A 25,965-nucleotide genomic window follows, 5' to 3' on the forward strand; every position below is an offset into this window, starting at 1 on the left:
GACTCTCGTTGACGATCAGGAGAAAGCTGTGATCCAGCAGGAGTCGCGACTGCGTGTTGCCGACAACACTGGTGCCAAGGAGATCCTTTGCATCCGTGTTCTCGGTGGCTCCGGTCGCCGCTACGCCGGAATCGGGGACGTCATCGTCGCGACCGTCAAGGACGCGATCCCCGGTGGCTCGGTGAAGAAGGGTGACGTGGTCAAGGCCGTCGTCGTCCGTACCGTGAAGGAGCGCCGTCGTCCGGACGGTTCCTACATCCGGTTCGACGAGAACGCCGCCGTCGTCCTCAAGAACACCGAGGGTGACCCCCGCGGTACCCGCATCTTCGGCCCGGTGGGCCGCGAGCTGCGCGACAAGAAGTTCATGAAGATCATCTCGCTGGCGCCGGAGGTGCTCTGACCCATGGCGAACAGCATGAAGATCAAGAAGGGTGACCTGGTCCAGGTCATCACCGGCAAGGACAAGGGCAAGCAGGGCAAGGTCATCCAGGCCCTGCCGGCTGAGAACAAGGTCCTCGTCGAGGGTGTCAACCGGGTCAAGAAGCACACCAAGCCGGGTCCGGGTACCCAGGGTGGCATCGTGACCGTCGAGGCCCCGGTGCACGTCTCCAACGTCCAGCTGGTCGTGGAGAAGGACGGCAAGAAGGTCGTCACCCGCGTCGGCTACCGCTTCGACGACCAGGGCAACAAGATCCGCGTTGCCAAGCGAACCGGTGAGGACATCTGATGTCTGAGACGTCTGTTGAGAAGGTGGCCCCCCGCCTCAAGGAGCGCTACAACTCCGAGATCAAGGGCCAGCTGAACGAGCAGTTCAAGTACGAGAACGTCATGCTGATCCCCGGCCTGGTCAAGGTCGTGGTCAACATGGGCGTCGGCGAGGCTGCCCGTGACAGCAAGCTGATCGAGGGCGCGATCCGCGACCTGACCGCGATCACCGGTCAGAAGCCGGCCGTGACCAAGGCTCGCAAGTCCATCGCGCAGTTCAAGCTGCGCGAGGGCCAGCCGATCGGCACCCACGTCACCCTCCGCGGTGACCGCATGTGGGAGTTCCTGGACCGTCTGGTGTCGCTGGCCCTGCCGCGCATCCGTGACTTCCGTGGTCTCTCCCCGAAGCAGTTCGACGGCCGTGGCAACTACACCTTCGGTCTGACCGAGCAGGTTATGTTCCACGAGATCGACCAGGACAAGGTCGACCGTCAGCGCGGTATGGACATCACCGTCGTGACCACCGCTCAGACCGACGACGAGGGCCGGGCGCTGCTGCGCGCTCTGGGCTTCCCGTTCAAGGAGGCGTGAGCCAATGGCGAAGAAGTCCCTCATCGCGAAGTCCGAGCGCAAGCCGAAGTTCGGCGTCCGGGCCTACACCCGGTGCCAGCGCTGCGGCCGTCCGCACTCGGTGTACCGCAAGTTCGGCCTGTGCCGTGTCTGCCTCCGTGAGATGGCGCACCGCGGCGAGCTGCCGGGCGTGACCAAGAGCTCCTGGTAATCCGGGCGCTTTAGGCACACAGCGACGCAGAGGTGCCCGACCCCACACCGGCCCGTTTTGGGCCTGCCGCACGGTTCCCGTAAGGTGGTGGGGTCGGGCCCCCTGCCGCGGCTTCCCCATGGACGTCCGTGGCCCTCTTCTGGGAGGGCTCGCACCCAGTCTTACTACGTCGTAGGTCCCCTGCGCTTGTGCCCCTGACGAACTCGGACGAGTCCGGCAGGGGGACCTGGCGCGGAGAAACCACGGCGAGAGAGGCCTGAGGCCATCATGACCATGACCGACCCCATCGCAGACATGCTCACGCGTCTGCGTAACGCGAACTCGGCGTACCACGACTCTGTCGCGATGCCGTCGAGCAAGATCAAGGCGCACGTCGCCGAGATCCTGCAGCAGGAGGGTTACATCTCCTCCTACAAGGTTGAGGAGCCCGCTGAGGGCGAGGTCGGCAAGAAGCTGACCATCGAGCTCAAGTTCGGCCCCAACCGTGAGCGCTCCATCGCCGGCATCAAGCGCATCAGCAAGCCGGGTCTGCGCGTTTACGCAAAGTCCACCAACCTGCCGAAGGTTCTCGGCGGCCTGGGCGTGGCGATCATCTCCACGTCGTCCGGCCTCCTGACCGACAAGCAGGCCGCCAAGAAGGGCGTAGGCGGAGAAGTTCTCGCCTACGTCTGGTAATTCGGGAAACGGAGGTACAGCAATGTCGCGCATTGGACGGCTGCCCATCCAGGTCCCCGCTGGCGTGGACGTCACCATCGATGGCCAGGCGGTCTCGGTGAAGGGCCCGAAGGGCACCCTCACCCACGTCGTCGCCGAGCCGATCGAGATCGGCAAGGGCGAGGACGGCACCGTGCTCGTCACCCGCCCCAACGACGAGCGTCGCTCGAAGGCCCTGCACGGCCTGACCCGCACGCTGGTGGCGAACATGATCACCGGCGTGACCGCGGGCTACCGCAAGTCGCTGGAGATCAGCGGTGTTGGTTACCGTGTGAACGCGAAGGGCTCCGACATGGAGTTCTCGCTCGGTTACAGCCACCCGATCCTGGTCACCGCGCCCGAGGGCATCTCCTTCGTCGTCGAGTCGCCCACCAAGTTCCACGTGGACGGCATCGACAAGCAGAAGGTCGGCGAGGTCGCCGCGAACATCCGCAAGCTGCGCAAGCCCGACCCGTACAAGGCCAAGGGCGTCAAGTACGCGGGCGAGGTCATCCGCCGCAAGGTCGGAAAGAGTGGTAAGTAAGCGATGAGCGTCTCTGTCAAGATCGGCAAGGGCAACGCCTACAAGAGCGCCGCTCGCAAGCGCCGCGCGATCCGCGTTCGCAAGCGCGTCGTCGGCACCGAGGTGCGTCCGCGTCTCGTCGTGACGCGCTCGAACCGTCACATGGTCGCCCAGGTCATCGACGACGCCAAGGGTCACACCCTGGCGTCGGCGTCCACCCTCGACGTGTCCATCAAGGGCTCCGAGGGCGACAAGACCGAGCTGGCCAAGAAGGTCGGGAGCCTGGTCGCCGAGCGCGCCAAGGCCGCCGGCATCGAGTCGGTCGTCTTCGACCGCGCGGGCAACCGGTACGCCGGCCGCATCGCCGCCCTGGCGGACGCGGCTCGCGAGGCCGGGCTCGACTTCTAAGCCGCTCGTCGACTCTGTCGACGGACGTAAACGAGAGAGGTAATTCCAATGGCTGGACCCCAGCGCCGCGAAGGCGGCGCCGGTCGCGGCACGGGTGGCGAGCGGCGCGACCGTAAGCGTGACGGTCAGGGCAACGCCCCGGCTGTCGAGAAGACCGCTTACGTCGAGCGCGTCGTCGCGATCAACCGTGTCGCCAAGGTTGTCAAGGGTGGCCGTCGCTTCAGCTTCACCGCGCTCGTCGTGGTGGGCGATGGCGAGGGCACCGTGGGTGTCGGTTACGGCAAGGCGAAGGAGGTTCCGGCCGCCATCGCCAAGGGTGTTGAGGAGGCCAAGAAGAACTTCTTCAAGGTCCCCCGTATCCAGGGCACCATCCCCCACCCGATCCAGGGTGAGAAGGCCGCCGGCGTCGTGCTGCTGAAGCCCGCCGCCCCCGGTACCGGTGTTATCGCCGGTGGTCCGGTGCGTGCCGTCCTGGAGTGCGCCGGCATCCACGACATCCTGTCGAAGTCGCTCGGCTCGGACAACGCGATCAACATCGTGCACGCCACCGTGGTGGCTCTGAAGGGCCTCGTCCGCCCCGAGGAGATCGCCGCCCGTCGTGGCCTGCCGCTGGAGGACGTGGCCCCCGCCGCTCTGCTGCGGGCGCGTGCTGCTGGGGTGAGCGCCTGATGGCTCGCCTGAAGATCACGCAGACCAAGTCGTACATCGGCAGCAAGCAGAACCACCGTGACACCCTGCGTTCGCTCGGTCTCAAGCGCATGCACGACGTCGTGGTGAAGGAGGACCGTCCCGAGATCCGCGGGATGGCCCACACGGTCCGTCACCTGGTGACGGTTGAGGAGGTGGACTGATCATGGGCGACAACCCGATCAAGATCCACAACCTGCGGCCCGCCCCGGGTGCCAAGACCGACAAGATCCGTGTGGGTCGTGGTGAGGGCTCCAAGGGTAAGACCGCTGGTCGTGGTACCAAGGGCACCAAGGCCCGCTACCAGGTTCCGCAGCGCTTCGAGGGTGGCCAGATGCCGCTCCACATGCGTCTGCCGAAGCTGAAGGGCTTCAAGAACCCGTTCAAGATCACGTTCCAGGTCGTGAACCTGGACAAGCTGGCCGAGCTCTACCCGCAGGGTGGCGAGGTCACGGTCGAGGACCTGGTCGCCAAGGGCGCGGTTCGCAAGAACTCCCTCGTCAAGGTGCTCGGCACCGGCGAGGTCTCGGTCGCCCTCCAGGTGACGGTCGACGCCGTCTCCGGTTCGGCCGCCGAGAAGATCAAGGCCGCCGGCGGTACGGTCACCGAGCTCGTCTGAGCCCGCTGACTCCGGCTTACGGGCCCCGCACCTCCTCCGGGAGGTGCGGGGCCCGTTCCGTTCCCCGGCCCCTTCCCCTTCCGGGGAGCGCGCCCGGGCCGGTGCTCGTTCTTTTGTGTGGCAAAACCGGGCATCCCGTACCCCGTGAGTGGGGGAGGGGCGGTACGCGCTTCTTCCGAGTGGCCGCGCACTGTTAGAGTCCGTGGAGTTCCCTTGTAGGCTGCGCGTAGGCTCGCCTGTGCCGTCTGTACGGGGGCCCGAACCGCAAACTCCCCATTCAGGACCGACCCTCCCGCCGACGACGCGCGGGAGGCGCAGGAGGCACCGTGCTCAGTGCGTTCGCGCGGGCGTTCCAGACGCCCGACCTGCGCAAGAAGCTGCTGTTCACGCTGGGCATCATGGTGCTGTTCCGGCTGGGCTCGCACATTCCGATTCCCGGCGTGAGCTTCACGGCCGTGAACGAGTGTGTGAAGGACACCAAGAACAGCGGCCTCTTCGGACTCGTCAACCTGTTCAGCGGGGGCGCGCTCCTCCAGCTGACGATCTTCGCCCTCGGCATCATGCCGTACATCACGGCGAGCATCATCCTCCAGCTCCTCACCGTCGTGATCCCGCGACTGGAGATGCTGAAGAAGGAGGGACAGGCCGGCCAGGCGAAGATCACCCAGTACACCCGGTACCTGACCATCGCGCTCGCGGTGCTCCAGGGCACCGGCATCGTGGCGACGGCCTCCAGCGGCGCGCTGTTCTCCGGCTGCCCGCTGGCCAACCAGATCGTCCCGGACACCGGCGTGTTCCGGATCGCCGTCATGGTGCTCACCATGACCGCCGGCACCACGGTCATCATGTGGCTGGGCGAGCTGATCACCGACCGCGGCATCGGCAACGGCATGTCGCTGCTGATCTTCACCTCGATCGCCGCGCAGTTCCCCTCCAGCATGTGGAACATCAAGACCACCGGCACCATCGGTGGCGGCTGGGTCGAGTTCCTCTCCGTGATCGCGGTCGGCGTCATCGTCGTGATGCTGGTGATCTTCGTGGAGCAGGCACAGCGCCGGATCCCGGTGCAGTACGCGAAGCGGATGATCGGCCGCCGGGCCTTCGGCGGCACCTCGACCTACATCCCGCTCAAGGTGAACCAGGCCGGTGTCATCCCGGTCATCTTCGCCTCGTCGCTGCTGTACATCCCGGCCCTGGTGGTCCAGCTGACCAACAGCCAGGCGGGCTGGGCCACGTGGATCCGGACGAACTTCGTCAAGGGTGACCACCCGATCTACATGGCCACGTACTTCCTGCTGATCGTCTTCTTCGCCTTCTTCTACGTCGCCATCTCCTTCAACCCCGAAGAAGTTGCCGACAACATGAAGAAGTATGGTGGGTTCATCCCGGGCATCCGGGCCGGCCGACCGACGGCCGAGTACCTGAACTACGTGCTGACCCGAATCACGTGGCCGGGTTCGCTCTACCTGGGCCTGATCGCGTTGATCCCGATGATCGCCCTGGTCGCCTTCGGACAGCAGACCAACTTCCCGTTCGGCGGCACCAGCGTGCTCATCGTCGTCGGCGTCGGACTCGAAACTGTGAAGCAGATCGAGAGCCAGCTCCAGCAGCGCAATTACGAAGGGTTCCTCCGCTGATGCGTATCGTCCTCGTTGGTCCTCCCGGGGCCGGGAAGGGTACTCAGGCGCACGTCCTGGCCAAGACCCTGTCCATCCCCCACATCTCCACCGGCGACCTGTTCCGTGCGAACATCAGCCAGGGCACCCCGCTGGGGCTCGAGGCGAAGTCGTACATCGACAGCGGCCGCCTGGTCCCGGACGAGGTGACCATCGGGATGGCCAAGGACCGGATGCTTCAGCCCGACGCCGCCCAGGGCTTCCTGCTGGACGGCTTCCCGCGCAACCTCGGCCAGGCCGAGGCGCTGGACGCGTTCCTCGGCGAGCAGGGCATCGTGCTGGACGGCGTGCTGGACCTGGAGGTCCCCGAGGACGAGGTCGTCAAGCGGATCGCGGGCCGTCGCCTGTGCCGCAAGGACGGCAGCCACGTCTTCCACGTCGCCTACAACCCGCCGAAGGTCGAGGGCGTCTGCGACGAGTGCGGCGGCGAGCTGTACCAGCGCTCGGACGACACCGAGGAAGCCGTGCGGATCCGGCTGGAGGAGTACCACTCCAAGACGGAGCCGATCATCGGCTACTACAAGGAGCAGGGCCTCCTGGTGACCATCCCGGCCCTCGGCAAGGTGGACGAGGTCACCGCCCGCGCGATCGAGGCGCTGAAGCAGAACAGCTGAGTCTCTCGGCGAACGTACGGAACGGTACGGCCGGGTCGCCCGCCCAGTGCGGGTGGCCCGGCCGTTTCGGCGTCGTACGGTGGTAGGCAGTGGTAAATCCGGACTTGGAAGGCGTGACCAGATGGTGGAGATCAAGACCCCCGAGCAGATCGCGAAGATGCGAGCGGCCGGGCTGGTCGTCGCCGAGGCCCTCAAGGCCTGCCGCGAGGCGGTCGCCCCGGGGGTGACCACCCAGGAGCTCAACGACATCGCGGACAAGGTCATCACCGACCACGGCGCCACCTCGAACTTCCGCGCCCACCACGGCGGGCTCTGGTTCCCGGGCGTGATCTGCGCGTCGGTGAACAACGAGGTGGTGCACGGCATCCCCGGCGACCGGGTGCTCCAGGAGGGCGACGTCATCTCGATCGACTGCGGCGCCATCCTGGACGGCTGGCACGGCGACTCGGCGATCACGGTGCCGGTCGGCGAGGTCCGCCCGGAGGTCGAGATGCTGAGCCGGGTCACCGAGGGCTCGATGTGGGCCGGCATCGCCCAGATGAAGAAGAACAACCGCCTGGTGGACGTCTCCCGGGCGATCGAGGGCTACATCCGCCGCCAGCCACTGCCGCCGAAGGGCAAGTGGGGCATCACCGAGGGCTACGGCGGCCACGGCATCGGCACCGCGATGCACATGGAGCCGCACGTGCTGAACTACGTCGAGCGCGGCCGCGGCAAGGGCCCGAAGCTCGTGCCCGGCACCGTGCTGGCGATCGAGCCGATGGTCTCGCTCGGCACCCCGCACACCACCGTGCTGGAGGACGACTGGACGGTGGTCACCAACGACGGCGCCTGGGCCTCGCACTGGGAGCACTCGGTGGCCGTCACCGAGCAGGGCCCGCTGGTGCTGACCGCCTTCGACGGCGGCCGGGCGGAACTGGCCAAGCTCGGCATCACCGCGGCTCCGGACCCCCTCGCGTAGTCGCCGAGGCGCCCGGAGGGCGCTGCTGACAAGGGATCAGGGCCCTGGAGGTTTGGACCTTCAGGGCTTTTGTCCTATTTTTATCCGCTGGCAGGGTCAGCAGTGGCTCACGAGCGAGCAGGAGACAGCACGTGCTCAAGGGATTCCGCGACTTCATGATGCGCGGCAACGTCGTCGACATGGCGGTCGGTGTGGTCATCGGCGCCGCGTTCACCGCGGTGGTGACCGGCTTCGTGTCCGCCTTCCTGACCCCGCTGGTGGGCGTCGTGGTCGGCGCGGCCGGCGACTTCAGCTCGTACAAGGCGACGGTCGCCGGGGTCACGTTCCCCTACGGCCAGTTCCTCAACGTGCTGATCGCCTTCCTGATGACCGCCGCGGTGCTGTACTTCTGCGTGGTGCTGCCGATCACCAAGGCGACCGCGCGCTACCTGCCGCAGAAGCCGAAGACCCCGAAGCGCCCCTGCCCCGAGTGCCTGACCGAGATCCCGCTGGCCGCCCGCCGCTGCTCGGCCTGCACCGCGCACGTCGACCCGCAGACGGCCTCCGCCGGGGCCTGAGGCCACCGGTGTGACGGCTGCCGCTTTCCGGGGCCCCGGTTTTGGACCGCGGCACGCGCTGGCGTAGGATGGACCGTCGGCTCACTCGTAGCGTGCTTCAGCACGCCCTCTTCCCCTCGGGGCTGGGGTGAACCCAGGTTCGCACGAGCGTTCCGCATACGGTAGCCGGTCCCGGAAGGTGGATCTCGCAGTTCATGGCTAAGAAGCAAGGCGCCATTGAGATCGAGGGCACCGTGATCGAGTCTCTTCCGAACGCGATGTTCAAGGTCGAGCTGCAGAACGGTCACAAGGTCCTCGCGCACATCAGTGGCAAGATGCGCATGCACTACATCCGCATCCTGCCGGACGACCGGGTCGTCGTGGAGCTCAGCCCCTACGACCTCACGCGCGGCCGGATCGTCTACCGCTACAAGTAAGAACGTCAGATCTAGACCCGGAGAACCTGAAACATGAAGGTCAAGCCGAGCGTCAAGAAGATCTGCGACAAGTGCAAGGTGATCCGCCGTCACGGCCGGGTCATGGTGATCTGCGACAACCTGCGCCACAAGCAGCGCCAGGGCTGATCGCTCTCCAGCATTTCTCGTAGTACTTCGCGCGACGCGAAAACGTCATAAGCGGGCCACCCGATCCGTCCATTCCCGGACGGACTGCCGCCCCCGGTCAGAGGCCGGGGCTCCATCGTCGAGAGGCGAAGGAGTAGGTGGCACGCAAGACCTCTGAAGAACCACAGGAGCCTTGAATGGCACGCCTCGCCGGCGTTGATCTCCCCCGTGAGAAGCGGATCGAGATCGCCCTCACCTACGTGTACGGCATCGGCCGTACCCGCGCCCAGCAGACTCTGGCCGAGACCGGTGTCAACCCGGACGTCCGCGTCCGTGACATCTCCGAGGAAGACCTCGTCAAGCTGAGCCAGTACATCGACGCCAACTACACGGTCGAGGGTGACCTCCGCCGTGAGGTGGCCGCCGACATCCGCCGCAAGGTCGAGATCGGCTGCTACGAGGGTCTGCGTCACCGCCGTGGCCTGCCGGTCCGCGGCCAGCGCACCCACACCAACGCGCGTACCCGCAAGGGCCCGCGTCGCGCGATCGCCGGCAAGAAGAAGCCGGGCAAGAAGTAGTCCGTCCCGTAACCGGACATCCCTCCGGCCCGCGGGTCAGCGGACCGACCACCTCAGTAGGAGAACAGACTTATGCCCCCCAAGGGTCGTCAGGCTGCCGGCGCGAAGAAGATCCGCCGCAAGGAAAAGAAGAACGTCGCTCACGGCCACGCGCACATCAAGAGCACGTTCAACAACACGATCGTCTCGATCACCGACCCCTCGGGCAACGTGATCTCCTGGGCCTCCGCCGGCCACGTCGGCTTCAAGGGCTCGCGCAAGTCCACCCCGTTCGCCGCGCAGATGGCCGCCGAGGCCGCTGCCCGCCGCGCGCAGGAGCACGGCATGCGCAAGGTCGACGTCTTCGTGAAGGGTCCGGGCTCCGGCCGCGAGACCGCGATCCGTTCGCTCCAGGCCACCGGCCTCGAGGTCGGCTCGATCCAGGACGTCACCCCCACCCCGCACAACGGCTGCCGTCCGCCGAAGCGCCGCCGCGTCTGACGCGGTGCCTTCGGGCACGCGGGTTCTGCTGTAAACCTCGTACGGGCTCCCGTTCCTTTCGGGAGCCCGTACGCTTGGCATGAGGCCACCGCCTCGTGGCCATCCGTTCGGCGTCAAATAGTGGGCGCCGAAGACTGGAGGATCGAAACCCCATGCTTATCGCTCAGCGTCCTTCGCTGACCGAAGAGGTCGTCGACGAGTTCCGCTCCCGGTTCGTGATCGAGCCGCTGGAGCCGGGCTTCGGCTACACCCTCGGCAACTCCCTGCGCCGCACGCTCCTGTCGTCGATCCCGGGTGCCGCTGTCACCAGCATCCGCATCGACGGCGTCCTGCACGAGTTCACCACCGTGCCGGGCGTCAAGGAGGACGTGACCGACCTCATCCTCAACATCAAGCAGCTGGTCGTCTCCTCGGAGCACGACGAGCCGGTCGTGATGTACCTGCGCAAGCAGGGCCCGGGTGTCGTCACCGCCGCCGACATCGCCCCGCCGGCGGGTGTCGAGGTGCACAACCCCGAGCTGGTCCTCGCCACCCTGAACGGCAAGGGCAAGCTGGAGATGGAGCTGACCGTCGAGCGCGGTCGCGGCTACGTCTCCGCCGTCCAGAACAAGGCCTCCGGCCAGGAGATCGGCCGCATCCCGGTCGACTCGATCTACAGCCCCGTGCTGAAGGTCACCTACAAGGTCGAGGCCACCCGTGTCGAGCAGCGGACCGACTTCGACAAGCTGATCGTCGACGTCGAGACCAAGCCCGCCATGCGTCCGCGCGACGCCATGGCCTCGGCCGGCAAGACCCTGGTGGAGCTGTTCGGCCTCGCCCGCGAGCTGAACATCGACGCCGAGGGCATCGACATGGGCCCGTCCCCGACGGACGCCGCCCTGGCCGCCGACCTGGCGCTGCCGATCGAGGAGCTGGAGCTCACGGTCCGCTCCTACAACTGCCTCAAGCGCGAGGGCATCCACACCGTGGGTGAGCTCGTCGCCCGCTCCGAGGCCGACCTGCTCGACATCCGCAACTTCGGTGCGAAGTCGATCGACGAGGTCAAGGCGAAGCTGGCCGGCATGGGCCTGGCCCTCAAGGACAGCCCGCCCGGGTTCGACCCGACCGCTGCCGCCGACGCCTTCGGCGCCGACGACCTCGACGACTCGCACTTCGCCGAGACCGAGCAGTACTAAGAGAATTGGCCGCGGGGGCGGTTCCACGGAGCCGCCCCCGTCGTCGTGAAAGCCGTACGGGCACAGTGCCCGTACGCCCGCTGCGGTACCTGGTACGGCCGCAGTCGGAGATTCGAGGAGTAATTCCATGCCGCGTCCCACCAAGGGTGCCCGTCTGGGCGGTGGCCCGCACCACGAGCCGCTGCTGCTCGCCGGTCTGGCCCGTGAGCTGTTCCAGTACGGCCGCATCACCACCACCGAGGCCAAGGCCCGCCGCCTGCGCCCGCTGGCGGAGAAGCTGATCACCAAGGCGAAGAAGGGCGACATCCACAACCGTCGCCTGGTCCGCAAGACGATCACCGACGTCGCCGTGCTGCACACCCTCTTCACCGAGATCGCGCCGCGCTACGAGAACCGCCCGGGTGGCTACACCCGCATCACCAAGATCGGTCCCCGTCGTGGCGACAACGCCCCGATGGCCGTGATCGAGCTGGTCGAGGCGCTGACCGTCGCGCAGACCGCCGTCGGCGAGGCCGAGGCCGCCACCAAGCGTGCCGTCAAGGAGGCCGACGCCAAGGTCGAGGCCACCGAGGCCGAGGCCGCCGAGCAGGCCTGACACCTTCAGGGCCTGAGGCCCAGGGTGTGCCGCGGGCCCGCTCTCCCATCCGTGGGGGAGCGGGCCCGTTCCTCATCTCCAGGGAGCGAAGAGCAGTGGTCAACGATTGCGCCGAGCAGCCGCCGGTGAAGGACGGCCCGGCCGACGGGTACGTCCGGGTCCGGCTCGACCTCGCCTACCAGGGCGCCGGGTTCTCCGGCTGGGCCCGCCAGAAGGGCGGCCGCCGGACGGTCCAGGAGGAGATCGAGACCGCGCTGCAGGTCGTCACCCGCAGCTCCGAGCTGTTCCCGCTGACCGTGGCCGGCCGCACCGACGCCGGGGTGCACGCCCGCGGCCAGGTCGCCCACGTCGACCTGCCGGCCGAGCTGTGGGAGGTCCACCGGGAGAAGCTGCTGCGCCGGCTGGCCGGCCGGCTGCCCGGGGACGTCCGGATCTACCGGGTCGGCGAGGCGCCGGCCGGGTTCGACGCCCGCTTCTCGGCGATCTGGCGCCGGTACGCGTACCGGGTCGCCGACCACCCGGGCGGGGTGGACCCGCTGCTGCGCGGCCACGTGCTCTGGCACGACCGCCCGCTGGACCTGGAGCGGATGAACGCGGCGGCGCGGCTGCTGCTCGGCGAGCACGACTTCGCCGCGTACTGCAAGAAGCGCGAGGGCGCCACCACCATCCGCACCCTGCTGGAGCTGCGCTGGGACCGCGTCCCGGTGGACGCCTACGCCGCGCAGGAGGGCTCGCTCGCGGTCGCCACCGTGCGGGCCGACGCCTTCTGCCACAACATGGTCCGGGCCCTGGTCGGCGCGATGCTGCTGGTCGGCGACGGGCACCGGCCGGTGGAGTTCCCCGGCGAGGTGCTGGCCGGCGGGGTGCGCAACTCCGCCGTCAACGTCATCCGGCCGTACGGGCTCACGCTGGAGGAGGTCGGCTACCCGCCGGACGACCAGCTGGCCGAGCGCAACCGGGCGGCCCGCCGGATGCGCACCTTGCCGGGGCAGCCGGCCGCCTCGTAATCCGTTTTGGTCCGGCGCGTCGGCTTGGGACAATCCCTCTCATGGGACACGTCGAGATTTCGCACCTGGAGTACTACCTTCCCGATGGGCGGGTGCTGTTCGACGACGCGTCATTCCGGGTCGGCGAGGGCGCCGCGGTCGCCCTGGTCGGCGCCAACGGCGCCGGCAAGACGACCCTGCTGAGGATGATCGCCGGGGACCTCCAGCCGCACGGCGGCTCGGTGACGATCAGCGGCGGGCTCGGTGTGATGCGTCAGTTCGTCGGCACCACCGGGCGCGAGGACCAGCAGGCCACCCCGGGCGCGCTGCCCGCCGACGCCTCGGTGCGCGACCTGCTGGTCTCGGTCGCCCCGGAGCGGATCGCCAAGGCGGCCCGGGCGGTGGACGCCGCCGAGCTGGCGATGATCGCCCAGGACGACGAGAAGACCCAGATGGCCTACGCCCAGGCGCTCTCCGACTGGGCCGACGTCGGCGGCTACGACTACGAGACCGACTGGGACGTCTGCACCATGGCGGCCCTCGGGGTGCCCTTCGACAAGGCCCAGTGGCGCGGCCTGAACACCCTCTCGGGCGGCGAGCAGAAGCGGCTGGTCCTGGAGGCGCTGCTGCGCGGCCCCGACGAGGTGCTGCTGCTCGACGAGCCCGACAACTACCTGGACGTCCCGGCCAAGCGCTGGCTGGAGGAGGCGATCAAGGCCACCTCGAAGACCGTCCTGTTCATCTCGCACGACCGCGAGCTGCTCTCGAAGACCGCCGACAAGATCATCGCCGTCGAGACCGGCGCCACCGGCAGCAGCGTCTGGGTGCACGGCGGCGGCTTCGACACCTTCCACGAGGCCCGCAAGGCCCGCTTCGAGCGCTTCGAGGAGCTGCGCCGCCGCTGGGACGAGGAGCACGCCAAGCTCAAGAAGCTGGTCGTCACCCTGCGCCAGGCCGCCGCCGTCAGCCACGAGATGGCCTCCCGGTACGCCGCGGCCCAGACCAGGCTGAAGAAGTTCGAGGACGCCGGGCCGCCGGAGACGCCGCCGCGCGAGCAGACCATCACCATGCGGCTCAAGGGCGGGCGCACCGGGGTGCGCGCCTTCACCATGGAGCGGCTGGAGCTCACCGGCCTGATGCAGCCCTTCGACCTGGAGGTCTTCTACGGCGAGCGGGTCGCGGTGCTGGGCGCCAACGGCGCCGGCAAGTCTCACCTGCTGCGGCTGCTGGCCGGCGACGAGACGGTCGAGCACAGCGGGGAGTGGAAGCTCGGCGCCCGGGTCGTGCCCGGCCACTTCCGGCAGACCCACGCCCACCCGGAGCTGTTCGGCCGCACCGTGCGGTCGATCATCGAGGAGGAGCACGCGCTCAGCCGCGGCGCCGCGATGGGCGCGCTGCGCCGGTACGAGCTGGACCGCCAGGAGGAGCAGAAGTTCGAGTCGCTGTCCGGCGGACAGCAGGCCCGGCTGATGATCCTCAAGCTCGAACTGTCCGGGGTGACGGCGCTGCTGCTCGACGAGCCGACCGACAACCTGGACCTGGAGAGCGCCGAGGCCCTCCAGGCGGGTCTGGAGGCCTTCGACGGCACCGTGCTGTGCGTCACCCACGACCGCTGGTTCGCCAAGACCTTCGACCGCTTCCTGGTGTTCGGCGCGGACGGCCGGGTGTTCGAGGCGCCGGAGCCGGTCTGGGACGTGACCCGGGTGGAGCGCGAACGCTGAGTGACGGCCCGGGGGGTTCCCGGCGATTTTTGACCCCTCCGGGCCGTGCCGGTAACCTGGACGCTTGATGTGCGTATTGGCTCGCTCTATCTCACGTGAGAGGTCGGTACGCCGGAGACATCAGGTCGTCGACCAGCGGTCCCCCTTGAATTGCGTCCAAGGTTGGCCAGGCTGCTCTGCCGTCCGGGTGCTCCTGTCAGGACTCACTCACTGAAAAGCGAAGGCTACGACCGTGCGTACGTACAGCCCCAAGCCCGGCGACGTCCAGCGTCAGTGGCACGTCATCGACGCGACCGACGTCGTGCTCGGCCGCCTGGCCTCCCAGGCCGCCAACCTCCTCCGGGGCAAGCACAAGGCGATCTACGCGCCGCACGTTGACACTGGTGACTTCGTCATCATCATCAACGCCGACAAGGTGCACCTGTCCGGCAACAAGAAGACCCAGAAGCTGGCCTACCGCCACTCGGGCTTCCCGGGCGGTCTGCGCTCGGTGCGCTACGACGACCTCCTGGACAAGAACCCGGAGAAGGCCGTCGAGAAGGCCATCAAGGGCATGATCCCCAAGAACAGCCTGGGCCGCCAGATGCTCTCGAAGCTGAAGGTCTACTCGGGCGACCAGCACCCGCACGCTGCCCAGCAGCCGGTGCCGTTCGAGATCACCCAGGTCGCGCAGTAATTCGGCCACCAAGCCCCCCAACACTGAAAAGAGCTGAGGAACACCGTGGCCGAGACCACTGAAACCCTTGAGGTCGACTTCGACGAGGCCGTCGAGGGCGAGTACACCTCCGAGGAGAGCTACACCTCCGAGTCCCTGGCCGGCCGCTTCGGCGAGGCCGTCCCGGGCGCCGGCCTTGGCCGCCGCAAGGAGGCGATCGCCCGCGTGCGCATCGTCCCCGGCACCGGCCAGTGGAAGATCAACGGCCGCACCCTTGAGGACTACTTCCCCAACAAGGTGCACCAGCAGACCGTCAACGAGCCCTTCAAGCTCCTGGAGCTGGATGGTCGTTACGACGTCGTCGCCCGCATCAGCGGTGGCGGCGTCTCCGGTCAGGCCTACGCGCTGCGCCTCGGCGTCGCCCGTGCCCTGAACGAGGCCGACGTGGACAACAACCGCGGCGCCCTCAAGAAGGCCGGCTTCCTGACCCGTGACGCCCGCGCCGTCGAGCGCAAGAAGGCCGGTCTGAAGAAGGCCCGCAAGGCGCCGCAGTACAGCAAGCGCTAATCGCCTCCCCCGGGGGTGCGGTCCGCCCTGGCGGCGCACCCCCTGGTTGCGCGAAAAACCGTCGCCCCGGAGTACCTCGCGTACTCCGGGGCGACGTGTTCCCCGGCTACTGTGCGGCGGCCGGGATCATCGGTTGGGTTCCGAGCAGTGGTGATGGAGGACGGAACAGTGGGACGACTCTTCGGTACGGACGGCGTGCGCGGGGTGGCCAACGAGGGCCTGACGGCGGAGCTGGCGCTCGGCCTGTCGGTCGCGGCGGCCCATGTGCTCGGTGAGGCCGGCGCCTTCGACGGCCACCGGCCGGTCGCGGTGGTGGGCCGGGACCCGCGCGCCTCGGGCGAGTTCCTGGAGGCCGCCGTCATCGCCGGTCTGGCGAGTGCCGGTGTCGACGTCCTGCGCGTCGGCGTGCTGCCCACCCCGGCGGTGGCCTACCTCACCGGCGCGCTCGGCGCCGACTTCGGCGTGATGCTGTCCGCCAGCCACAACGCCATGCCGGACAACGGCATCAAGTTCCTCGCCCGCGGCGGCCACAAGCTGGACGACCGGATCGAGGACGAGATCGAGGCCCACTACCGCAAGCACACCGTCGGCGACGAGGACTGGAACCGTCCGACCGGCGCGGCCGTCGGCCGGGTGCGCGAGTACACCGAGGGCTTCGACAAGTACGTCGCCCACCTGATCGGCGTGCTGCCCAACCGCCTGGACGGCATCAGGGTCGTCATCGACGGCGCCCACGGCGCCGCCGCCTACGTCGCCCCCGAGGCCTTCGCCCGGGCCGGCGCCGAGGTGGTCCACACCCTGGGGGCCGAGCCCACCGGCCTCAACATCAACGACGGCGTCGGCTCCACCCACCTGGACCGGCTGCGGGCCGCGATGAAGGAGCACCGGGCCGACCTCGGCATCGCCCTGGACGGCGACGCCGACCGCTGCCTGGCCGCCGACGCCGAGGGCAACGAGGTCGACGGCGACCAGATCATCGCCATCCTCGCGGTCGCCATGAAGGAGGCCGGCACCCTGCGCCGCAACACCGCGGTGGCCACCGTGATGTCCAACCTCGGCTTCAAGCTGGCGATGGAGCGCGAGGGCATCGAGCTGGTGGAGACCGCCGTCGGCGACCGCTACGTGCTGGAGGCGATGAAGGAGCAGGGCTTCGCGCTGGGCGGCGAGCAGTCCGGCCACGTCATCCTGCTGGACCACGCGACCACCGGTGACGGGACCCTGACCGGCCTGATGCTGGGCGCCCGGCTGGCCGCCACCAAGCAGCCGCTGGCCGACCTGGCCACCGTGATGACCCGGCTGCCGCAGGTGCTGATCAACGTCAAGGGCGTCGACAAGTCCCGGGTGCGGACCAGCACCGAGCTGGCCGCCGCCGTCGCCGCGGCCGAGGCCGAGCTGGGCTCCACCGGCCGGGTGCTGCTGCGCCCCTCGGGCACCGAGCCGCTGGTCCGGGTGATGGTCGAGGCCGCCGACCCGGCGCAGGCCGAGACGGTCGCGCAGCGGCTGGCCGAGGCCGTGCGCACCCACCTGGGCTGAGCCCGGACGCGCAGGAGGGCCCCCGCCGGCGCGGCGGGGGCCCTCTGGCGTGCGGCTGGGTGCGTGCGGTCAGAGCTTGCGCAGCAGCGCCCGGCGGACCTTGTGGTCCGCGCCCTTCTGGAGGATCAGGGTGGCCCGGCCGCGGGTCGGCAGCACGTTCTCCAGCAGGTTGGGCTTGTTGATGGTGCGCCAGACCTGCCGGCCGTACTCCATCGCCTCCTCCTCCGGTACTTCGGTGAAGCGGCGGAAGTAGGAGTTCGGGTCCTGGAAGGCGGTCTGCCGCAGCTTGCGGAAGCGGTCCAGGTACCAGTGCTCGATGTCGTCGGTCCGGGCGTCGACGTAGATGGAGAAGTCGAAGTAGTCGGCCACCGCGAGGCGGGTGCGGCCGTCGGTGCCGGGCAGGGCCGGCTGGAGCACGTTCAGGCCCTCGACGATCAGGATGTCCGGGCGTTCCACCGTCAGCCGCCGGTCCGGCACGATGTCGTACACCAGGTGCGAGTAGACCGGCGCGCTGACGCGTTCCTTGCCGGCCTTCACGTCCGCGACGAAGCGCATCAGCGCCCGGCGGTCGTACGACTCGGGGAAGCCCTTGCGGGCCATCAGCCCGCGGCGGCGCAACTCGGCGTTGGGGAGCAGGAAGCCGTCCGTGGTGACCAGTTCGACCCGGGGGTGCTCGGGCCAGCGGGCGAGCAGCGCCTGGAGCAGCCGGGCGGTGGTGGACTTCCCGACCGCGACCGAGCCCGCCACGCCGATGATGAACGGGGTGCGGGTGCGCTCGGTGTCCGGGGTGTCCAGGAAGGTGCCCAGGGTGCCGCGCAGCTCGTGCGTGGCGTGGATGTACAGGTTCAGCAGCCGCGACAGCGGGAGGTAGACGTCGCGGACCTCGTCCAGGTCGAGGGCGGTGCCGAGACCGCGCAGCTGCTCCACCTCCTCGGCGGTCAGCGGCAGCGGCGTACGTTCGCGCAGCGCGCTCCACTCGGCCCGGCTGAGGTCCACGTAGGGGGACGGCGACGGGCCGGGCGTGGCGGCGCCCCGCGGACAGAGTTCGGTCAGCACATGCTCCATTGTGAGCCGTCGCGGCGTTCACGGTGGTTGTGGTGTCGGTCACGCAGCGTTCCCGCGCGGCGGGAAAACGGGCACAGAACCGCCCTTATGCTGGCACGCATGTGCGGAATTGTTGGATACGTGGGCGCTCAGTCCGCCCTCGACGTAGTAATCGCAGGCTTGCAGCGGCTGGAGTACCGGGGCTACGACTCGGCCGGCGTCGCGGTGCAGGTGCAGGACTCCGACGGGCGGTGGAGCCTGGCCACCGACAAGCGGGCGGGCAAGCTCGCCAACCTGGAGAAGTCGCTCGCCGAGACCCCTCTGCCCGGCGGCACCACCGGCATCGGCCACACCCGCTGGGCCACCCACGGCGGCCCGACGGACGCCAACGCCCACCCCCACCTGGACGACCAGCAGCGGGTCGCCGTGGTGCACAACGGCATCATCGAGAACTTCGCCCAGCTGCGCGCCGAGATCGCCGAGCGCGGCCACACCCTCCGGTCCGAGACCGACACCGAGGTCGTCGCCCACCTGCTGGGCGAGGCCTACGCGGGCGACCTCGCCGAGGCCATGCGGGTGGTCTGCCGTCAGCTGGAGGGCGCCTTCACCCTGGTGGCCGTGCACGCGGACGCGCCGGACGTGGTCGTCGGGGCCCGTCGCAACTCGCCGCTGGTGGTCGGGCGCGGCGAGGGCGAGAACTTCCTGGCCTCGGACGTCGCCGCCTTCATCGCGCACACCCGCGAGGCGATCGAGCTGGGCCAGGACCAGGTGGTCGAGCTGCGCCGGGAGGGCGTGACCGTCACCAACTTCGACGGCACCCCGGCCGACGTGCGCGAGTACCACGTCGACTGGGACGCCTCCGCCGCCGAGAAGGGCGGCTACGACTACTTCATGCTCAAGGAGATCGCCGAGCAGCCGAAGGCCGTCGCCGACACCCTGCTGGGCCGGATCGGCACCGACGGCCGGCTGACCCTGGACGAGCTGCGGATGTCCGACGCCGACCTGCGCTCGGTGGACAAGGTCGTCATCGTCGCCTGCGGCACGGCCTTCCACGCGGGCATGATCGCCAAGTACGCGATCGAGCACTGGACCCGCATCCCCTGCGAGGTCGAGGTCGCCTCCGAGTTCCGCTACCGCGACCCGATCATGGGCCCGGGCACGCTGGTCATCGCCATCTCGCAGTCCGGCGAGACCATGGACACCCTGATGGCGCTGCGGCACGCCCGCGAGCAGGGCGCCAAGGTGCTGGCGATCTGCAACACCAACGGCTCCACGATCCCGCGCGAGTCGGACGCGGTGCTGTACACCCACGCCGGTCCGGAGGTCGCGGTCGCCTCGACCAAGGCGTTCCTGACCCAGCTGGTCGCGTGCTACCTGGTCGCCCTGTACCTGGGCCAGGTGCGCGGCACCAAGTGGGGCGACGAGATCTTCGCCGTCATCAAGGAGCTCGGCGACGCGCCGAAGCAGGTCGAGCAGGTCCTGGAGACCATGGAGCCGGTGCGCGAGCTGGCCCGCTCTCTGGCGGACGCCCGCTCGGTGCTGTTCCTGGGCCGCCACGTCGGCTTCCCGGTGGCCCTGGAGGGCGCGCTCAAGCTCAAGGAGCTGGCGTACATGCACGCCGAGGGCTTCGCGGCGGGCGAGCTCAAGCACGGCCCGATCGCGCTGATCGAGGAGGGGCTGCCGGTCGTGGTGGTCGTGCCCTCGCCGCGCGGGCGGTCGATCCTGCACGACAAGATCGTCTCCAACATCCAGGAGATCCGGGCCCGCGGCGCCCGCACGATCGTGATCGCCGAGGAGGGCGACGAGGCCGTCGTCCCGTACGCGGACCACCTGATCCGCATCCCGGCGACCCCGGTCCTGCTCCAGCCGCTGGTCTCCACCGTCCCGCTCCAGGTCTTCGCCTGCGAGCTGGCCACGGCCAAGGGCCACGAGGTCGACCAGCCGCGCAACCTGGCGAAGTCGGTCACCGTCGAGTAGGTCTCGTCGTGGCGCCCCCGCGGTGGCTGTGCCCTACCGCAGGGGCGCCGTGTCGAGCGTGGAGGAGAACGGCGCGGGCAGGTCGACGGACCTGCCGAAGGGGACCGCGTGCCGCGGGCCGGGCTGCCGTGGGGCGGCGACGCGGGCTAGCGTCGGCGGTAGCCGACCGCTGAAGGAGCTCTCCCCATGCGTCATGCACACCCTGTGGAAACCGTCCGGGCCGCCGAGGCCGCGCTGATGGCGCGGCTGCCGGAGGGCGCGCTGATGCAGCGGGCGGCCGCCGGGCTGGCGGCCACCTGCACGCGGCTGCTGACCGGGCGTCGGGGGCGGGTGTACGGCAGCCGGGTGGTGGTGCTGGCGGGCAGCGGGGACAACGGGGGTGACGCCCTGTACGCCGGGGCCGCGCTGGCCCGGCGCGGGGCGCGGGTGACGGCCGTGCTGCTGACGCCGCGCAAGGCGCACCCGGGCGGGCTGGCCGCGCTGCGGGCCGCCGGCGGGCGGGTGACGGTGGAGCAGGAAGTCGGCCTGGCCGACTTCTCGCGCGCGGACCTGGCGCTGGACGGCGTCGTCGGCATCGGCGGCCGGGGCGGGCTGCGCCCGGAGGCCGAGCCGTACGCGCGGGCCGGACGGCCGGGGATCGTGGTGGCGGTGGACCTGCCGAGCGGGGTGGACGCCGACACCGGCGAGGTCCCGGGCGCGGCGCTGCGGGCGGACGTCACGGTCACCTTCGGCACGTACAAGCCGGGGCTGCTGGTCGACCCGGGGGCCTCCTACGCCGGGGCCGTGCAGCTGGTCGACATCGGACTGGAGCCGCCCGCGGCGGAGGTGACGGCGCTCCAGCACGCGGACGTGGCGGCGCTGCTGCCGGTGCCGGCCGTGGAGAGCGACAAGTACCGGCGCGGCGTGGTCGGGGTGGCGGCCGGCTCGGCGACGTACCCGGGCGCGGCGCTGCTCGCGGTGGCCGGGGCGCTGCACGGCGGCGCGGGCGCCGTCCGGTACGTGGGGACGGCGGCCGAGGAGGTGGTGCGGCGCTTCCCGGAGGCGCTGGTCACCGAGGGCGGCCCGGCCGGGGCCGGGCGGGTGCAGGCCTGGGTGGTCGGGCCGGGCGGCGGCGAGGGGGCGCGGCAGGCGCTGGCCGAGGCGCTGGCGAGCGACGTCCCGGTGCTGGTGGACGCGGACGGGCTGACCGAGCTGGGCCGGCTCGGCCCGGACGCGCTGGCCGGCCGCACCGCGCCCACCCTGCTCACCCCGCACACCGGCGAGGCCGCCCGGCTGCTGGCGGGCGCCGGGGGTGGCACGCCTCCGGCCGCCGACGACCTGGCCGCGGCCCGGTTGGCCACCGCCCGCCGGCTGGCGGCCGGCTACCGGGCGACGGTGCTGCTCAAGGGCTCCACCACGGTGGTCGCCGATCCGGGCGGCGCCGTCCGGGTGAACCCCACCGGCACCTCCTGGCTGGCCACCGCCGGCAGCGGCGACGTGCTGGCCGGGCTGGCCGGCTCCCTCCTGGCGGCGGGCCTGGCGCCGCTGGACGCCGCCTCGGTGGCCGCCTACCTGCACGGCCTGGCCGGACGCGAGGCGGCGGGCGCGCCGGGTGCGCCGGTGACGGCGCTCGCGGTGGCCGGGGCGCTGCCGGCGGTGTGGCGGGCGGTCCGGGCGGAGTAGGGCGGACGTCCCGCCCCGCCGGGGCCGGCGGAACCGGGGCGTCCGGTTCGCGCGTCCTGAACGGGGCGGAACGGCGGTCCGCCGCACGTCGGCGCGGTCCACCGGACCGCCGCGCCGATGGGCCGTTCGGCGAGGACTCCGGGACGTCTGGGAGACTGACCCTGATGACAACTGCGAACACGACCGGCACAGCCACCCTCACCGACGGCGTACGGGCCGAGGCGACCATCGATCTCGCCGCCCTGCGAGGCAACCTCGCGGCGGTGCGCGACCGCGTCGGCAGAGCGGCGGTGATGCTCGCGGTCAAGGCGGACGCCTACGGCCACGGCGCGGTCGAGTGCGCCCGGGAGGCGGTCGCCAACGGCGTCGGCTGGCTCGGCTGCGCGACGCCGGACGAGGCGCTGGCGCTGCGGGCCGCGGGCATCCGCCCGGAGCACGCCCGCATCCTGTGCTGGCTGTGGACGCCGGGCGGGCCCTGGCGCGAGGCGCTGCGCGCGGACCTGGACATCTCGGTCAGCGGCCAGTGGGCGCTGGACGAGCTGCTGCCGGCCGTCCGCGAGACCGGCATCCCGGCCCGGGTGCACCTGAAGGCCGACACCGGCCTCGGCCGCAACGGCTGCCAGCCGCACGACTGGCCGCTGCTGGTGGCCGCCGCCCGGCGCGCCGAGGCCGAGGGGCTGCTGACGGTCGTCGGCGTCTGGTCGCACTTCGCCGCGGCGGACGAGCCCGGCCACCCGTCGATCCGGGCCCAGCTGGACTCCTACCGCACCGCGCTGGCCGTGGCCGAGGCGGCCGGGCTGCGCCCCGAGGTCCGCCACCTGGCGAACTCGCCGGCCACGCTGCTGCTGCCCGAGTCGCACTTCGACCTGGTGCGCACCGGCCTGGCCGCGTACGGGCTGTCGCCGGTGCCCGAGGTGGGTTCGCCGGCCGACTTCGGGCTGCGCCCGGTGATGTCGCTGACCGCGCGGCTGGCCCTGGTCAAGCACGTCCCCGGCGGGCACGGGGTCAGCTACGGCCACCACTACACGACGCCGGGCCCGACCACCCTGGGCCTGGTCCCGGTCGGCTACGGCGACGGCATCCCGCGGCACGCCAGCGGCACCGGCCCGGTGCAGATCGACGGCAAGTGGCGCACGGTGGCCGGCCGGGTCGCGATGGACCAGTTCGTGGTGGACCTCGGCGGCGACACCCCGGCGATCGGCGACGAGGTGCTGCTGTTCGGCACCGGCGAGCGCGGCGAGCCCACCGCCGAGGACTGGGCCCGCGCCTGCGGCACCATCTCGTACGAGATCATCACCCGGATCGGCGCCCGGGTGCCCCGCCGCCACCTGGGCGGCAGCCGTACCGAGGGTCCGTCGGCATGACCGACGCACCGTCCGGGCGCGATCCGGTCTCGGCGGTGGCCAAGGCCGCCGGTGCCGCGACCGGGGTCAGCCGGGCCGGCCTGATCGGCATCTCGGTCGGGGTGCTGGCGGCCGGTGCGGCCGCGGGAGTGGCGGTGGAGCGGCTGACCGTCGGCCGGGCGACGCGCCGCCGGGCCCGGGCCGAACTGGACGCGAACGCCCCGTACGGCTCGCTGCGCGGACGCCCGAGGACGGTGGCCGCACCGGACGGCACCGAGCTGTACGTGGAGCTGGACGGCACCGGCTGGGACGAGCCGGACGGCGACGGCACCGGCCCGGAACCGCTGACCGTGGTGTTCTGCCACGGCTACTGCCTCAACCAGGACAGCTGGCACTTCCAGCGGGCCACGCTGCGCGAGGGCCTGCGGCTGGTCTTCTGGGACCAGCGCAGCCACGGCCGCTCCGAACGCTCCCGCTCGTACCTGGCGGGCGAGCCGGCCGGCATCGACCAGCTGGGCGGCGACCTCAAGGCGGTGATCGACGCCGTCGCCCCGACCGGCCCGCTGGTGCTGGTGGGCCACTCGATGGGCGGCATGACGGTGATGGCGCTGGCCGACCAGCACCCGGAGCTGTTCCGCGAGAGGGTCGCCGGAGTGGCGCTGATCGGCACCCTCGCCGGGGACTGGAACGAGGTCAGCTTCGGTCTGCCGAAGGTCGGCGCCAAGCTGTTCAGGAGGGTCGCGCCCGGGGTGGTGAAGCTGCTCGGCCGCCAGGTCGAGCTGGTCGAGGCGACCAGGCGGATGGGCTCGGAGGTGGCCGCCGTCCTCTACCGGCGCTTCTCCTTCGGCGGCCGGGACGTCGAGCCCGGCGTGGTGCGCTTCGCCGAGCAGCTGCTGGACGGCACCCCGATCGACGTGGTCGCCGAGTTCTACCCGGTGTTCGGGGCGCACGAGAAGTACGAGGCGCTGGTCGCCCTGCGCGGCCTGCCCGCCCTGGTGATGGCCGGGACGAAGGACCTGCTGACGCCCTCGGCGCACAGCGAGGCGATGGCCGAGCGGCTGCCGGGCGCCGAGCTGGTGCTGGTCGAGGGCGCCGGGCACCTGGTGCTGCTGGAGTGCCCGGGGCTGGTCGACCACGAGCTGGCCCGGCTGCTGCGCCGGGCGGCCGACTTCGCCGGCGCGGCGCCGCTGCCCGGGTCCGTCCTCGACCTGGCCCGGGAGCGGGCGGCGGAGACCGTCGTCGACCCGGCGTGAGGCCCGTCCGCGCCCGGGCGCGCCGATGTGGCACGGTAGCGGGTGGCGGCCGGTGGTCGGTGCGCCGGTACGGATCGAAGGGCAAGACACGCGCATGGGCTCGCACGCCACTCTCACCGTCCCCACCCCGGAGCGGATGGGCCGACTCGGCCGGGAGCTGGCCGCGTTGCTGCGGCCGGGGGACCTGGTGCTGCTCTCCGGTGAGCTGGGGGCGGGGAAGACCACGCTGACCCGGGGCCTGGGGGAGGGGCTGCAGGTCCGCGGGGCGGTGACCTCGCCGACCTTCGTGATCGCCCGGGTGCACCCGTCCCTGGTCGGCGGCCCGGCCCTGGTGCACGTGGACGCGTACCGGCTGGGCGGGGACCTGGACGAGATGGAGGACCTCGACCTGGACGTCTCGCTGCCCGAGTCGGTGGTCGTGGTCGAGTGGGGGGAGGGCAAGGTCGAGCGGCTGTCCGAGGACCGGCTGGAGGTCCGGATCGAGCGGGCCATCGGCGACACCGCGGACGGGGACGACCAGGACCCGCGCCGGGTGGTGCTGACCGGCATCGGCCCGCGTTGGGCGGACGTGGCACTGGCGGACCTCGGATAGGCGCTCCCTTCCGGCCCGGCCGGGCGGTCGCCGTCCCCGTGACGGCGCGACACCGTGCCGACACCTTGCCGACAGCTTGTCGGCAAGGTGTTGCGGGCGGGGTGCCGGGCGTGGTGGGATGGGTGCTGCGGTTAGGTCTGCCTAACTAGGGAGGCGCCATGTCGAGCCCCACCCCCGCCCCGCAGCGCGCGGTCCGTGCCGCCGAGTCCGGAGAGTCCGCCCGCCCCGCCCCGGGAGAGCCGATGCGGGCGCTGCTGGCCGCCTGCGCGGCCGCCGAGGCGGTCTCCACCCCGCCCGAACCGGAGCCCCGGCAGGACGAACGGCCCGAGGCCGGGACGCCCCGGGCCGCGTGACGGGCCGGTCCGTCTTCCCGCCCCCGGCGGGCTTCCCGCTGCGTCCGGGCTCCCCGCCCCTCCCGGCCCCGCTGTGCCCGGGCCCGGACCGTTCCGGGCCGTCCGGGATCAGGCGACCACGACCACCTTGGTCTCCTTCGGCGCGAAGTCCCAGAGCAGCTGCCCCTCGGCGCGCCCGCTGCGGATGCCGCCGGTCTTGGCGCTCGGGTCGGCGGTCGGCGTCGCGCCGTCCACCGCCGCGCTGAAGCCGAACACCACGCCGTTCTGCTGCGCGAAGCGGACCACGTGCTCGATCTGCTTGCCGTCCGTGCCGGTGGTGGTCTGGGTGCGGCTGTACACCGCGTAGCTGCCCGGGGCCGGCTCGACCGAGCCCGGAGTGACCGGGAAGGCGGCCGCGACCTGCGGGTTCTTCTTCGGGTCGACCAGCCAGACGTAGTGGCTGCCGACCGAGTAGACCACCCGGGTGCCGGTGCCCGAGGTGGCCGGCAGCGGCGGGACGGTCGGGGTGGCCGAGGCGCTCGGCGCCGCGGCGGTGGCCGTGCCGGTCACCGTGGTGGTGGCGGTGGGCCGCAGGGCGCCCGCCCGGTCCTGGGCGCCGTTGGCCTGGAAGGCCAGCAGGCTGACCATCGCCAGGGCCCCCAGGGTCAACCCCGTGACCACCACTCCAGGACCCATCTTCGCCACG

The 25,965-nt window shown here is 70.8% G+C and carries 33 protein-coding genes; 31 read left to right on the forward strand and 2 right to left on the reverse strand.

The annotated features are described in order from the left end of the window. Nucleotides 1-28 precede the first annotated feature (28 nt). The 25 genes from rplN (at nt 29) to glmM (ending at nt 17,056) form a co-directional block, all read left to right on the forward strand. Nucleotides 29-400, forward strand: coding sequence for a 50S ribosomal protein L14 (rplN, locus tag ACZ55U_RS00640; RefSeq protein ID WP_196949334.1), 372 nt, complete (start codon nt 29-31; stop codon nt 398-400). A 15-nt stretch (nt 401-415) separates the two neighbouring features. After that, the gene (gene rplX, locus ACZ55U_RS00645; protein WP_270151185.1) at nt 416-727 is read left to right on the forward strand and encodes a 50S ribosomal protein L24; all 312 of its coding nucleotides are present in this window, start codon (nt 416-418) and stop codon (nt 725-727) included. Next, nucleotides 727-1,296: a 50S ribosomal protein L5 gene (gene rplE / locus ACZ55U_RS00650; RefSeq protein WP_355253407.1), complete on the forward strand. Its 570-nt coding sequence runs from the start codon at nt 727-729 to the stop codon at nt 1,294-1,296. Before rplX ends, rplE begins: the two co-directional genes overlap by 1 nt. A gap of 4 nt (nt 1,297-1,300) precedes the next feature. Continuing rightward, nucleotides 1,301-1,486 carry a type Z 30S ribosomal protein S14 gene (locus tag ACZ55U_RS00655; protein ID WP_030055830.1) on the forward strand — a complete coding sequence of 62 codons (186 nt, stop codon included), beginning with the start codon at nt 1,301-1,303 and terminating at the stop codon, nt 1,484-1,486. Between the two features lie 267 nt (nt 1,487-1,753). Then, nucleotides 1,754-2,161: a 30S ribosomal protein S8 gene (gene rpsH / locus ACZ55U_RS00660; protein WP_207810340.1), complete on the forward strand. Its 408-nt coding sequence runs from the start codon at nt 1,754-1,756 to the stop codon at nt 2,159-2,161. A 22-nt stretch (nt 2,162-2,183) separates the two neighbouring features. After that, nucleotides 2,184-2,723 (forward strand): 50S ribosomal protein L6, encoded by a 540-nt coding sequence (gene rplF, locus ACZ55U_RS00665; RefSeq protein ID WP_465520929.1) that lies wholly within the window; start codon nt 2,184-2,186, stop codon nt 2,721-2,723. A 3-nt stretch (nt 2,724-2,726) separates the two neighbouring features. Next, nucleotides 2,727-3,110, forward strand: a complete 384-nt coding sequence (gene rplR / locus ACZ55U_RS00670) for a 50S ribosomal protein L18 (protein WP_465520931.1) — start codon at nt 2,727-2,729, stop codon at nt 3,108-3,110. 48 nt (nt 3,111-3,158) lie between these two features. After that, complete coding sequence (rpsE, locus tag ACZ55U_RS00675) at nt 3,159-3,779, forward strand: 30S ribosomal protein S5 (RefSeq protein WP_316523510.1); 621 nt, start codon at nt 3,159-3,161, stop codon at nt 3,777-3,779. Beyond that, the gene (gene rpmD, locus ACZ55U_RS00680; RefSeq protein WP_030055835.1) at nt 3,779-3,961 is read left to right on the forward strand and encodes a 50S ribosomal protein L30; all 183 of its coding nucleotides are present in this window, start codon (nt 3,779-3,781) and stop codon (nt 3,959-3,961) included. The genes rpsE and rpmD overlap by 1 nt, the downstream gene beginning before the upstream one ends. Nucleotides 3,962-3,963: 2 nt before the next feature. After that, entirely contained in the window at nt 3,964-4,416 is a 453-nt protein-coding gene (rplO, locus tag ACZ55U_RS00685; protein ID WP_030280790.1) for a 50S ribosomal protein L15, read from the forward strand. A gap of 326 nt (nt 4,417-4,742) precedes the next feature. Next, the gene (gene secY / locus ACZ55U_RS00690; protein ID WP_316523511.1) at nt 4,743-6,053 is read left to right on the forward strand and encodes a preprotein translocase subunit SecY; all 1,311 of its coding nucleotides are present in this window, start codon (nt 4,743-4,745) and stop codon (nt 6,051-6,053) included. Beyond that, nucleotides 6,053-6,706 carry an adenylate kinase gene (locus ACZ55U_RS00695; protein WP_465520933.1) on the forward strand — a complete coding sequence of 218 codons (654 nt, stop codon included), beginning with the start codon at nt 6,053-6,055 and terminating at the stop codon, nt 6,704-6,706. Before secY ends, ACZ55U_RS00695 begins: the two co-directional genes overlap by 1 nt. Before the next feature lie 121 nt (nt 6,707-6,827). Next, nucleotides 6,828-7,667 (forward strand): type I methionyl aminopeptidase, encoded by an 840-nt coding sequence (gene map, locus ACZ55U_RS00700; RefSeq protein WP_465520935.1) that lies wholly within the window; start codon nt 6,828-6,830, stop codon nt 7,665-7,667. Nucleotides 7,668-7,798: 131 nt separating this feature from the next. Then, nucleotides 7,799-8,224, forward strand: coding sequence for a large conductance mechanosensitive channel protein MscL (gene mscL / locus ACZ55U_RS00705; RefSeq protein WP_465520937.1), 426 nt, complete (start codon nt 7,799-7,801; stop codon nt 8,222-8,224). 194 nt (nt 8,225-8,418) lie between these two features. Then, nucleotides 8,419-8,640 (forward strand): translation initiation factor IF-1, encoded by a 222-nt coding sequence (gene infA, locus ACZ55U_RS00710; protein WP_003956442.1) that lies wholly within the window; start codon nt 8,419-8,421, stop codon nt 8,638-8,640. A 33-nt stretch (nt 8,641-8,673) separates the two neighbouring features. Next, nucleotides 8,674-8,787, forward strand: a complete 114-nt coding sequence (rpmJ, locus tag ACZ55U_RS00715; protein WP_003956441.1) for a 50S ribosomal protein L36 — start codon at nt 8,674-8,676, stop codon at nt 8,785-8,787. Nucleotides 8,788-8,963: 176 nt separating this feature from the next. Further along, nucleotides 8,964-9,344 (forward strand): 30S ribosomal protein S13, encoded by a 381-nt coding sequence (gene rpsM / locus ACZ55U_RS00720; protein ID WP_097237495.1) that lies wholly within the window; start codon nt 8,964-8,966, stop codon nt 9,342-9,344. Between the two features lie 72 nt (nt 9,345-9,416). After that, a complete protein-coding gene (gene rpsK, locus ACZ55U_RS00725; protein ID WP_014136257.1) occupies nt 9,417-9,824 on the forward strand; it encodes a 30S ribosomal protein S11 in 408 nt (135 codons plus the stop codon). 152 nt (nt 9,825-9,976) lie between these two features. After that, a complete protein-coding gene (locus tag ACZ55U_RS00730) occupies nt 9,977-10,999 on the forward strand; it encodes a DNA-directed RNA polymerase subunit alpha (protein WP_049649049.1) in 1,023 nt (340 codons plus the stop codon). Nucleotides 11,000-11,126: 127 nt separating this feature from the next. Next, nucleotides 11,127-11,594 (forward strand): 50S ribosomal protein L17, encoded by a 468-nt coding sequence (rplQ, locus tag ACZ55U_RS00735; RefSeq protein ID WP_465520939.1) that lies wholly within the window; start codon nt 11,127-11,129, stop codon nt 11,592-11,594. A gap of 95 nt (nt 11,595-11,689) precedes the next feature. Further along, entirely contained in the window at nt 11,690-12,601 is a 912-nt protein-coding gene (gene truA, locus ACZ55U_RS00740; RefSeq protein WP_465520941.1) for a tRNA pseudouridine(38-40) synthase TruA, read from the forward strand. Nucleotides 12,602-12,642: 41 nt separating this feature from the next. Then, entirely contained in the window at nt 12,643-14,301 is a 1,659-nt protein-coding gene (locus ACZ55U_RS00745) for an ABC-F family ATP-binding cassette domain-containing protein (protein ID WP_465520943.1), read from the forward strand. 232 nt (nt 14,302-14,533) lie between these two features. Next, the gene (gene rplM / locus ACZ55U_RS00750) at nt 14,534-14,977 is read left to right on the forward strand and encodes a 50S ribosomal protein L13 (RefSeq protein WP_035848207.1); all 444 of its coding nucleotides are present in this window, start codon (nt 14,534-14,536) and stop codon (nt 14,975-14,977) included. Nucleotides 14,978-15,022: 45 nt separating this feature from the next. Beyond that, a complete protein-coding gene (rpsI, locus tag ACZ55U_RS00755) occupies nt 15,023-15,523 on the forward strand; it encodes a 30S ribosomal protein S9 (RefSeq protein ID WP_465520945.1) in 501 nt (166 codons plus the stop codon). Between the two features lie 168 nt (nt 15,524-15,691). After that, nucleotides 15,692-17,056, forward strand: a complete 1,365-nt coding sequence (glmM, locus tag ACZ55U_RS00760) for a phosphoglucosamine mutase (protein ID WP_465520947.1) — start codon at nt 15,692-15,694, stop codon at nt 17,054-17,056. 69 nt (nt 17,057-17,125) lie between these two features. On the opposite strand, the gene coaA is transcribed toward glmM, so the two are convergent. Further along, nucleotides 17,126-18,121 carry a type I pantothenate kinase gene (gene coaA, locus ACZ55U_RS00765; RefSeq protein WP_465520949.1) on the reverse strand — a complete coding sequence of 332 codons (996 nt, stop codon included), beginning with the start codon at nt 18,119-18,121 and terminating at the stop codon, nt 17,126-17,128. 99 nt (nt 18,122-18,220) lie between these two features. Between coaA and glmS the strand changes: the two genes are divergently transcribed. The 6 genes from glmS (at nt 18,221) to ACZ55U_RS00795 (ending at nt 25,280) form a co-directional block, all read left to right on the forward strand. Beyond that, the gene (gene glmS / locus ACZ55U_RS00770) at nt 18,221-20,077 is read left to right on the forward strand and encodes a glutamine--fructose-6-phosphate transaminase (isomerizing) (protein ID WP_465520951.1); all 1,857 of its coding nucleotides are present in this window, start codon (nt 18,221-18,223) and stop codon (nt 20,075-20,077) included. 186 nt (nt 20,078-20,263) lie between these two features. Beyond that, nucleotides 20,264-21,739, forward strand: coding sequence for an NAD(P)H-hydrate dehydratase (locus ACZ55U_RS00775; RefSeq protein ID WP_465520953.1), 1,476 nt, complete (start codon nt 20,264-20,266; stop codon nt 21,737-21,739). A 164-nt stretch (nt 21,740-21,903) separates the two neighbouring features. Then, nucleotides 21,904-23,103, forward strand: coding sequence for an alanine racemase (gene alr / locus ACZ55U_RS00780; RefSeq protein WP_465520955.1), 1,200 nt, complete (start codon nt 21,904-21,906; stop codon nt 23,101-23,103). Continuing rightward, nucleotides 23,100-24,335: an alpha/beta fold hydrolase gene (locus ACZ55U_RS00785; protein WP_465520957.1), complete on the forward strand. Its 1,236-nt coding sequence runs from the start codon at nt 23,100-23,102 to the stop codon at nt 24,333-24,335. The genes alr and ACZ55U_RS00785 overlap by 4 nt, the downstream gene beginning before the upstream one ends. Before the next feature lie 94 nt (nt 24,336-24,429). Continuing rightward, entirely contained in the window at nt 24,430-24,927 is a 498-nt protein-coding gene (gene tsaE / locus ACZ55U_RS00790; protein ID WP_465520959.1) for a tRNA (adenosine(37)-N6)-threonylcarbamoyltransferase complex ATPase subunit type 1 TsaE, read from the forward strand. A gap of 158 nt (nt 24,928-25,085) precedes the next feature. Beyond that, on the forward strand, nt 25,086-25,280 hold the full coding sequence (locus ACZ55U_RS00795; protein ID WP_465520961.1) for a hypothetical protein: 195 nt from the start codon (nt 25,086-25,088) through the stop codon (nt 25,278-25,280). Nucleotides 25,281-25,388: 108 nt separating this feature from the next. On the opposite strand, the gene ACZ55U_RS00800 is transcribed toward ACZ55U_RS00795, so the two are convergent. Continuing rightward, the gene (locus tag ACZ55U_RS00800; protein ID WP_465521251.1) at nt 25,389-25,955 is read right to left on the reverse strand and encodes a hypothetical protein; all 567 of its coding nucleotides are present in this window, start codon (nt 25,953-25,955) and stop codon (nt 25,389-25,391) included. Nucleotides 25,956-25,965 lie beyond the last annotated feature (10 nt).

This window comes from Kitasatospora sp. NPDC034533 (genome assembly GCF_055575155.1).

Coding starts and splice junctions, on each gene's coding strand:
- infA (WP_003956442.1), top strand. CDS start 8,419: ATGGCTAAGAAGCAAGGCGCCATTGAGATCGAGGGCACCGTGATCGAG.
- glmS (WP_465520951.1), top strand. CDS start 18,221: ATGTGCGGAATTGTTGGATACGTGGGCGCTCAGTCCGCCCTCGACGTA.
- ACZ55U_RS00655 (WP_030055830.1), top strand. CDS start 1,301: ATGGCGAAGAAGTCCCTCATCGCGAAGTCCGAGCGCAAGCCGAAGTTC.
- rpsE (WP_316523510.1), top strand. CDS start 3,159: ATGGCTGGACCCCAGCGCCGCGAAGGCGGCGCCGGTCGCGGCACGGGT.
- rpmD (WP_030055835.1), top strand. CDS start 3,779: ATGGCTCGCCTGAAGATCACGCAGACCAAGTCGTACATCGGCAGCAAG.
- tsaE (WP_465520959.1), top strand. CDS start 24,430: ATGGGCTCGCACGCCACTCTCACCGTCCCCACCCCGGAGCGGATGGGC.
- rplR (WP_465520931.1), top strand. CDS start 2,727: ATGAGCGTCTCTGTCAAGATCGGCAAGGGCAACGCCTACAAGAGCGCC.
- ACZ55U_RS00775 (WP_465520953.1), top strand. CDS start 20,264: ATGCGTCATGCACACCCTGTGGAAACCGTCCGGGCCGCCGAGGCCGCG.
- ACZ55U_RS00695 (WP_465520933.1), top strand. CDS start 6,053: ATGCGTATCGTCCTCGTTGGTCCTCCCGGGGCCGGGAAGGGTACTCAG.
- ACZ55U_RS00730 (WP_049649049.1), top strand. CDS start 9,977: ATGCTTATCGCTCAGCGTCCTTCGCTGACCGAAGAGGTCGTCGACGAG.
- rplQ (WP_465520939.1), top strand. CDS start 11,127: ATGCCGCGTCCCACCAAGGGTGCCCGTCTGGGCGGTGGCCCGCACCAC.
- ACZ55U_RS00745 (WP_465520943.1), top strand. CDS start 12,643: ATGGGACACGTCGAGATTTCGCACCTGGAGTACTACCTTCCCGATGGG.
- rpsK (WP_014136257.1), top strand. CDS start 9,417: ATGCCCCCCAAGGGTCGTCAGGCTGCCGGCGCGAAGAAGATCCGCCGC.
- coaA (WP_465520949.1), bottom strand. CDS start 18,121: ATGGAGCATGTGCTGACCGAACTCTGTCCGCGGGGCGCCGCCACGCCC.
- rpsM (WP_097237495.1), top strand. CDS start 8,964: ATGGCACGCCTCGCCGGCGTTGATCTCCCCCGTGAGAAGCGGATCGAG.
- rpsH (WP_207810340.1), top strand. CDS start 1,754: ATGACCATGACCGACCCCATCGCAGACATGCTCACGCGTCTGCGTAAC.
- alr (WP_465520955.1), top strand. CDS start 21,904: ATGACAACTGCGAACACGACCGGCACAGCCACCCTCACCGACGGCGTA.
- rplF (WP_465520929.1), top strand. CDS start 2,184: ATGTCGCGCATTGGACGGCTGCCCATCCAGGTCCCCGCTGGCGTGGAC.
- map (WP_465520935.1), top strand. CDS start 6,828: ATGGTGGAGATCAAGACCCCCGAGCAGATCGCGAAGATGCGAGCGGCC.
- rplX (WP_270151185.1), top strand. CDS start 416: ATGAAGATCAAGAAGGGTGACCTGGTCCAGGTCATCACCGGCAAGGAC.
- ACZ55U_RS00795 (WP_465520961.1), top strand. CDS start 25,086: ATGTCGAGCCCCACCCCCGCCCCGCAGCGCGCGGTCCGTGCCGCCGAG.
- ACZ55U_RS00785 (WP_465520957.1), top strand. CDS start 23,100: ATGACCGACGCACCGTCCGGGCGCGATCCGGTCTCGGCGGTGGCCAAG.
- rplE (WP_355253407.1), top strand. CDS start 727: ATGTCTGAGACGTCTGTTGAGAAGGTGGCCCCCCGCCTCAAGGAGCGC.
- rpmJ (WP_003956441.1), top strand. CDS start 8,674: ATGAAGGTCAAGCCGAGCGTCAAGAAGATCTGCGACAAGTGCAAGGTG.
- rplO (WP_030280790.1), top strand. CDS start 3,964: ATGGGCGACAACCCGATCAAGATCCACAACCTGCGGCCCGCCCCGGGT.
- ACZ55U_RS00800 (WP_465521251.1), bottom strand. CDS start 25,955: ATGGGTCCTGGAGTGGTGGTCACGGGGTTGACCCTGGGGGCCCTGGCG.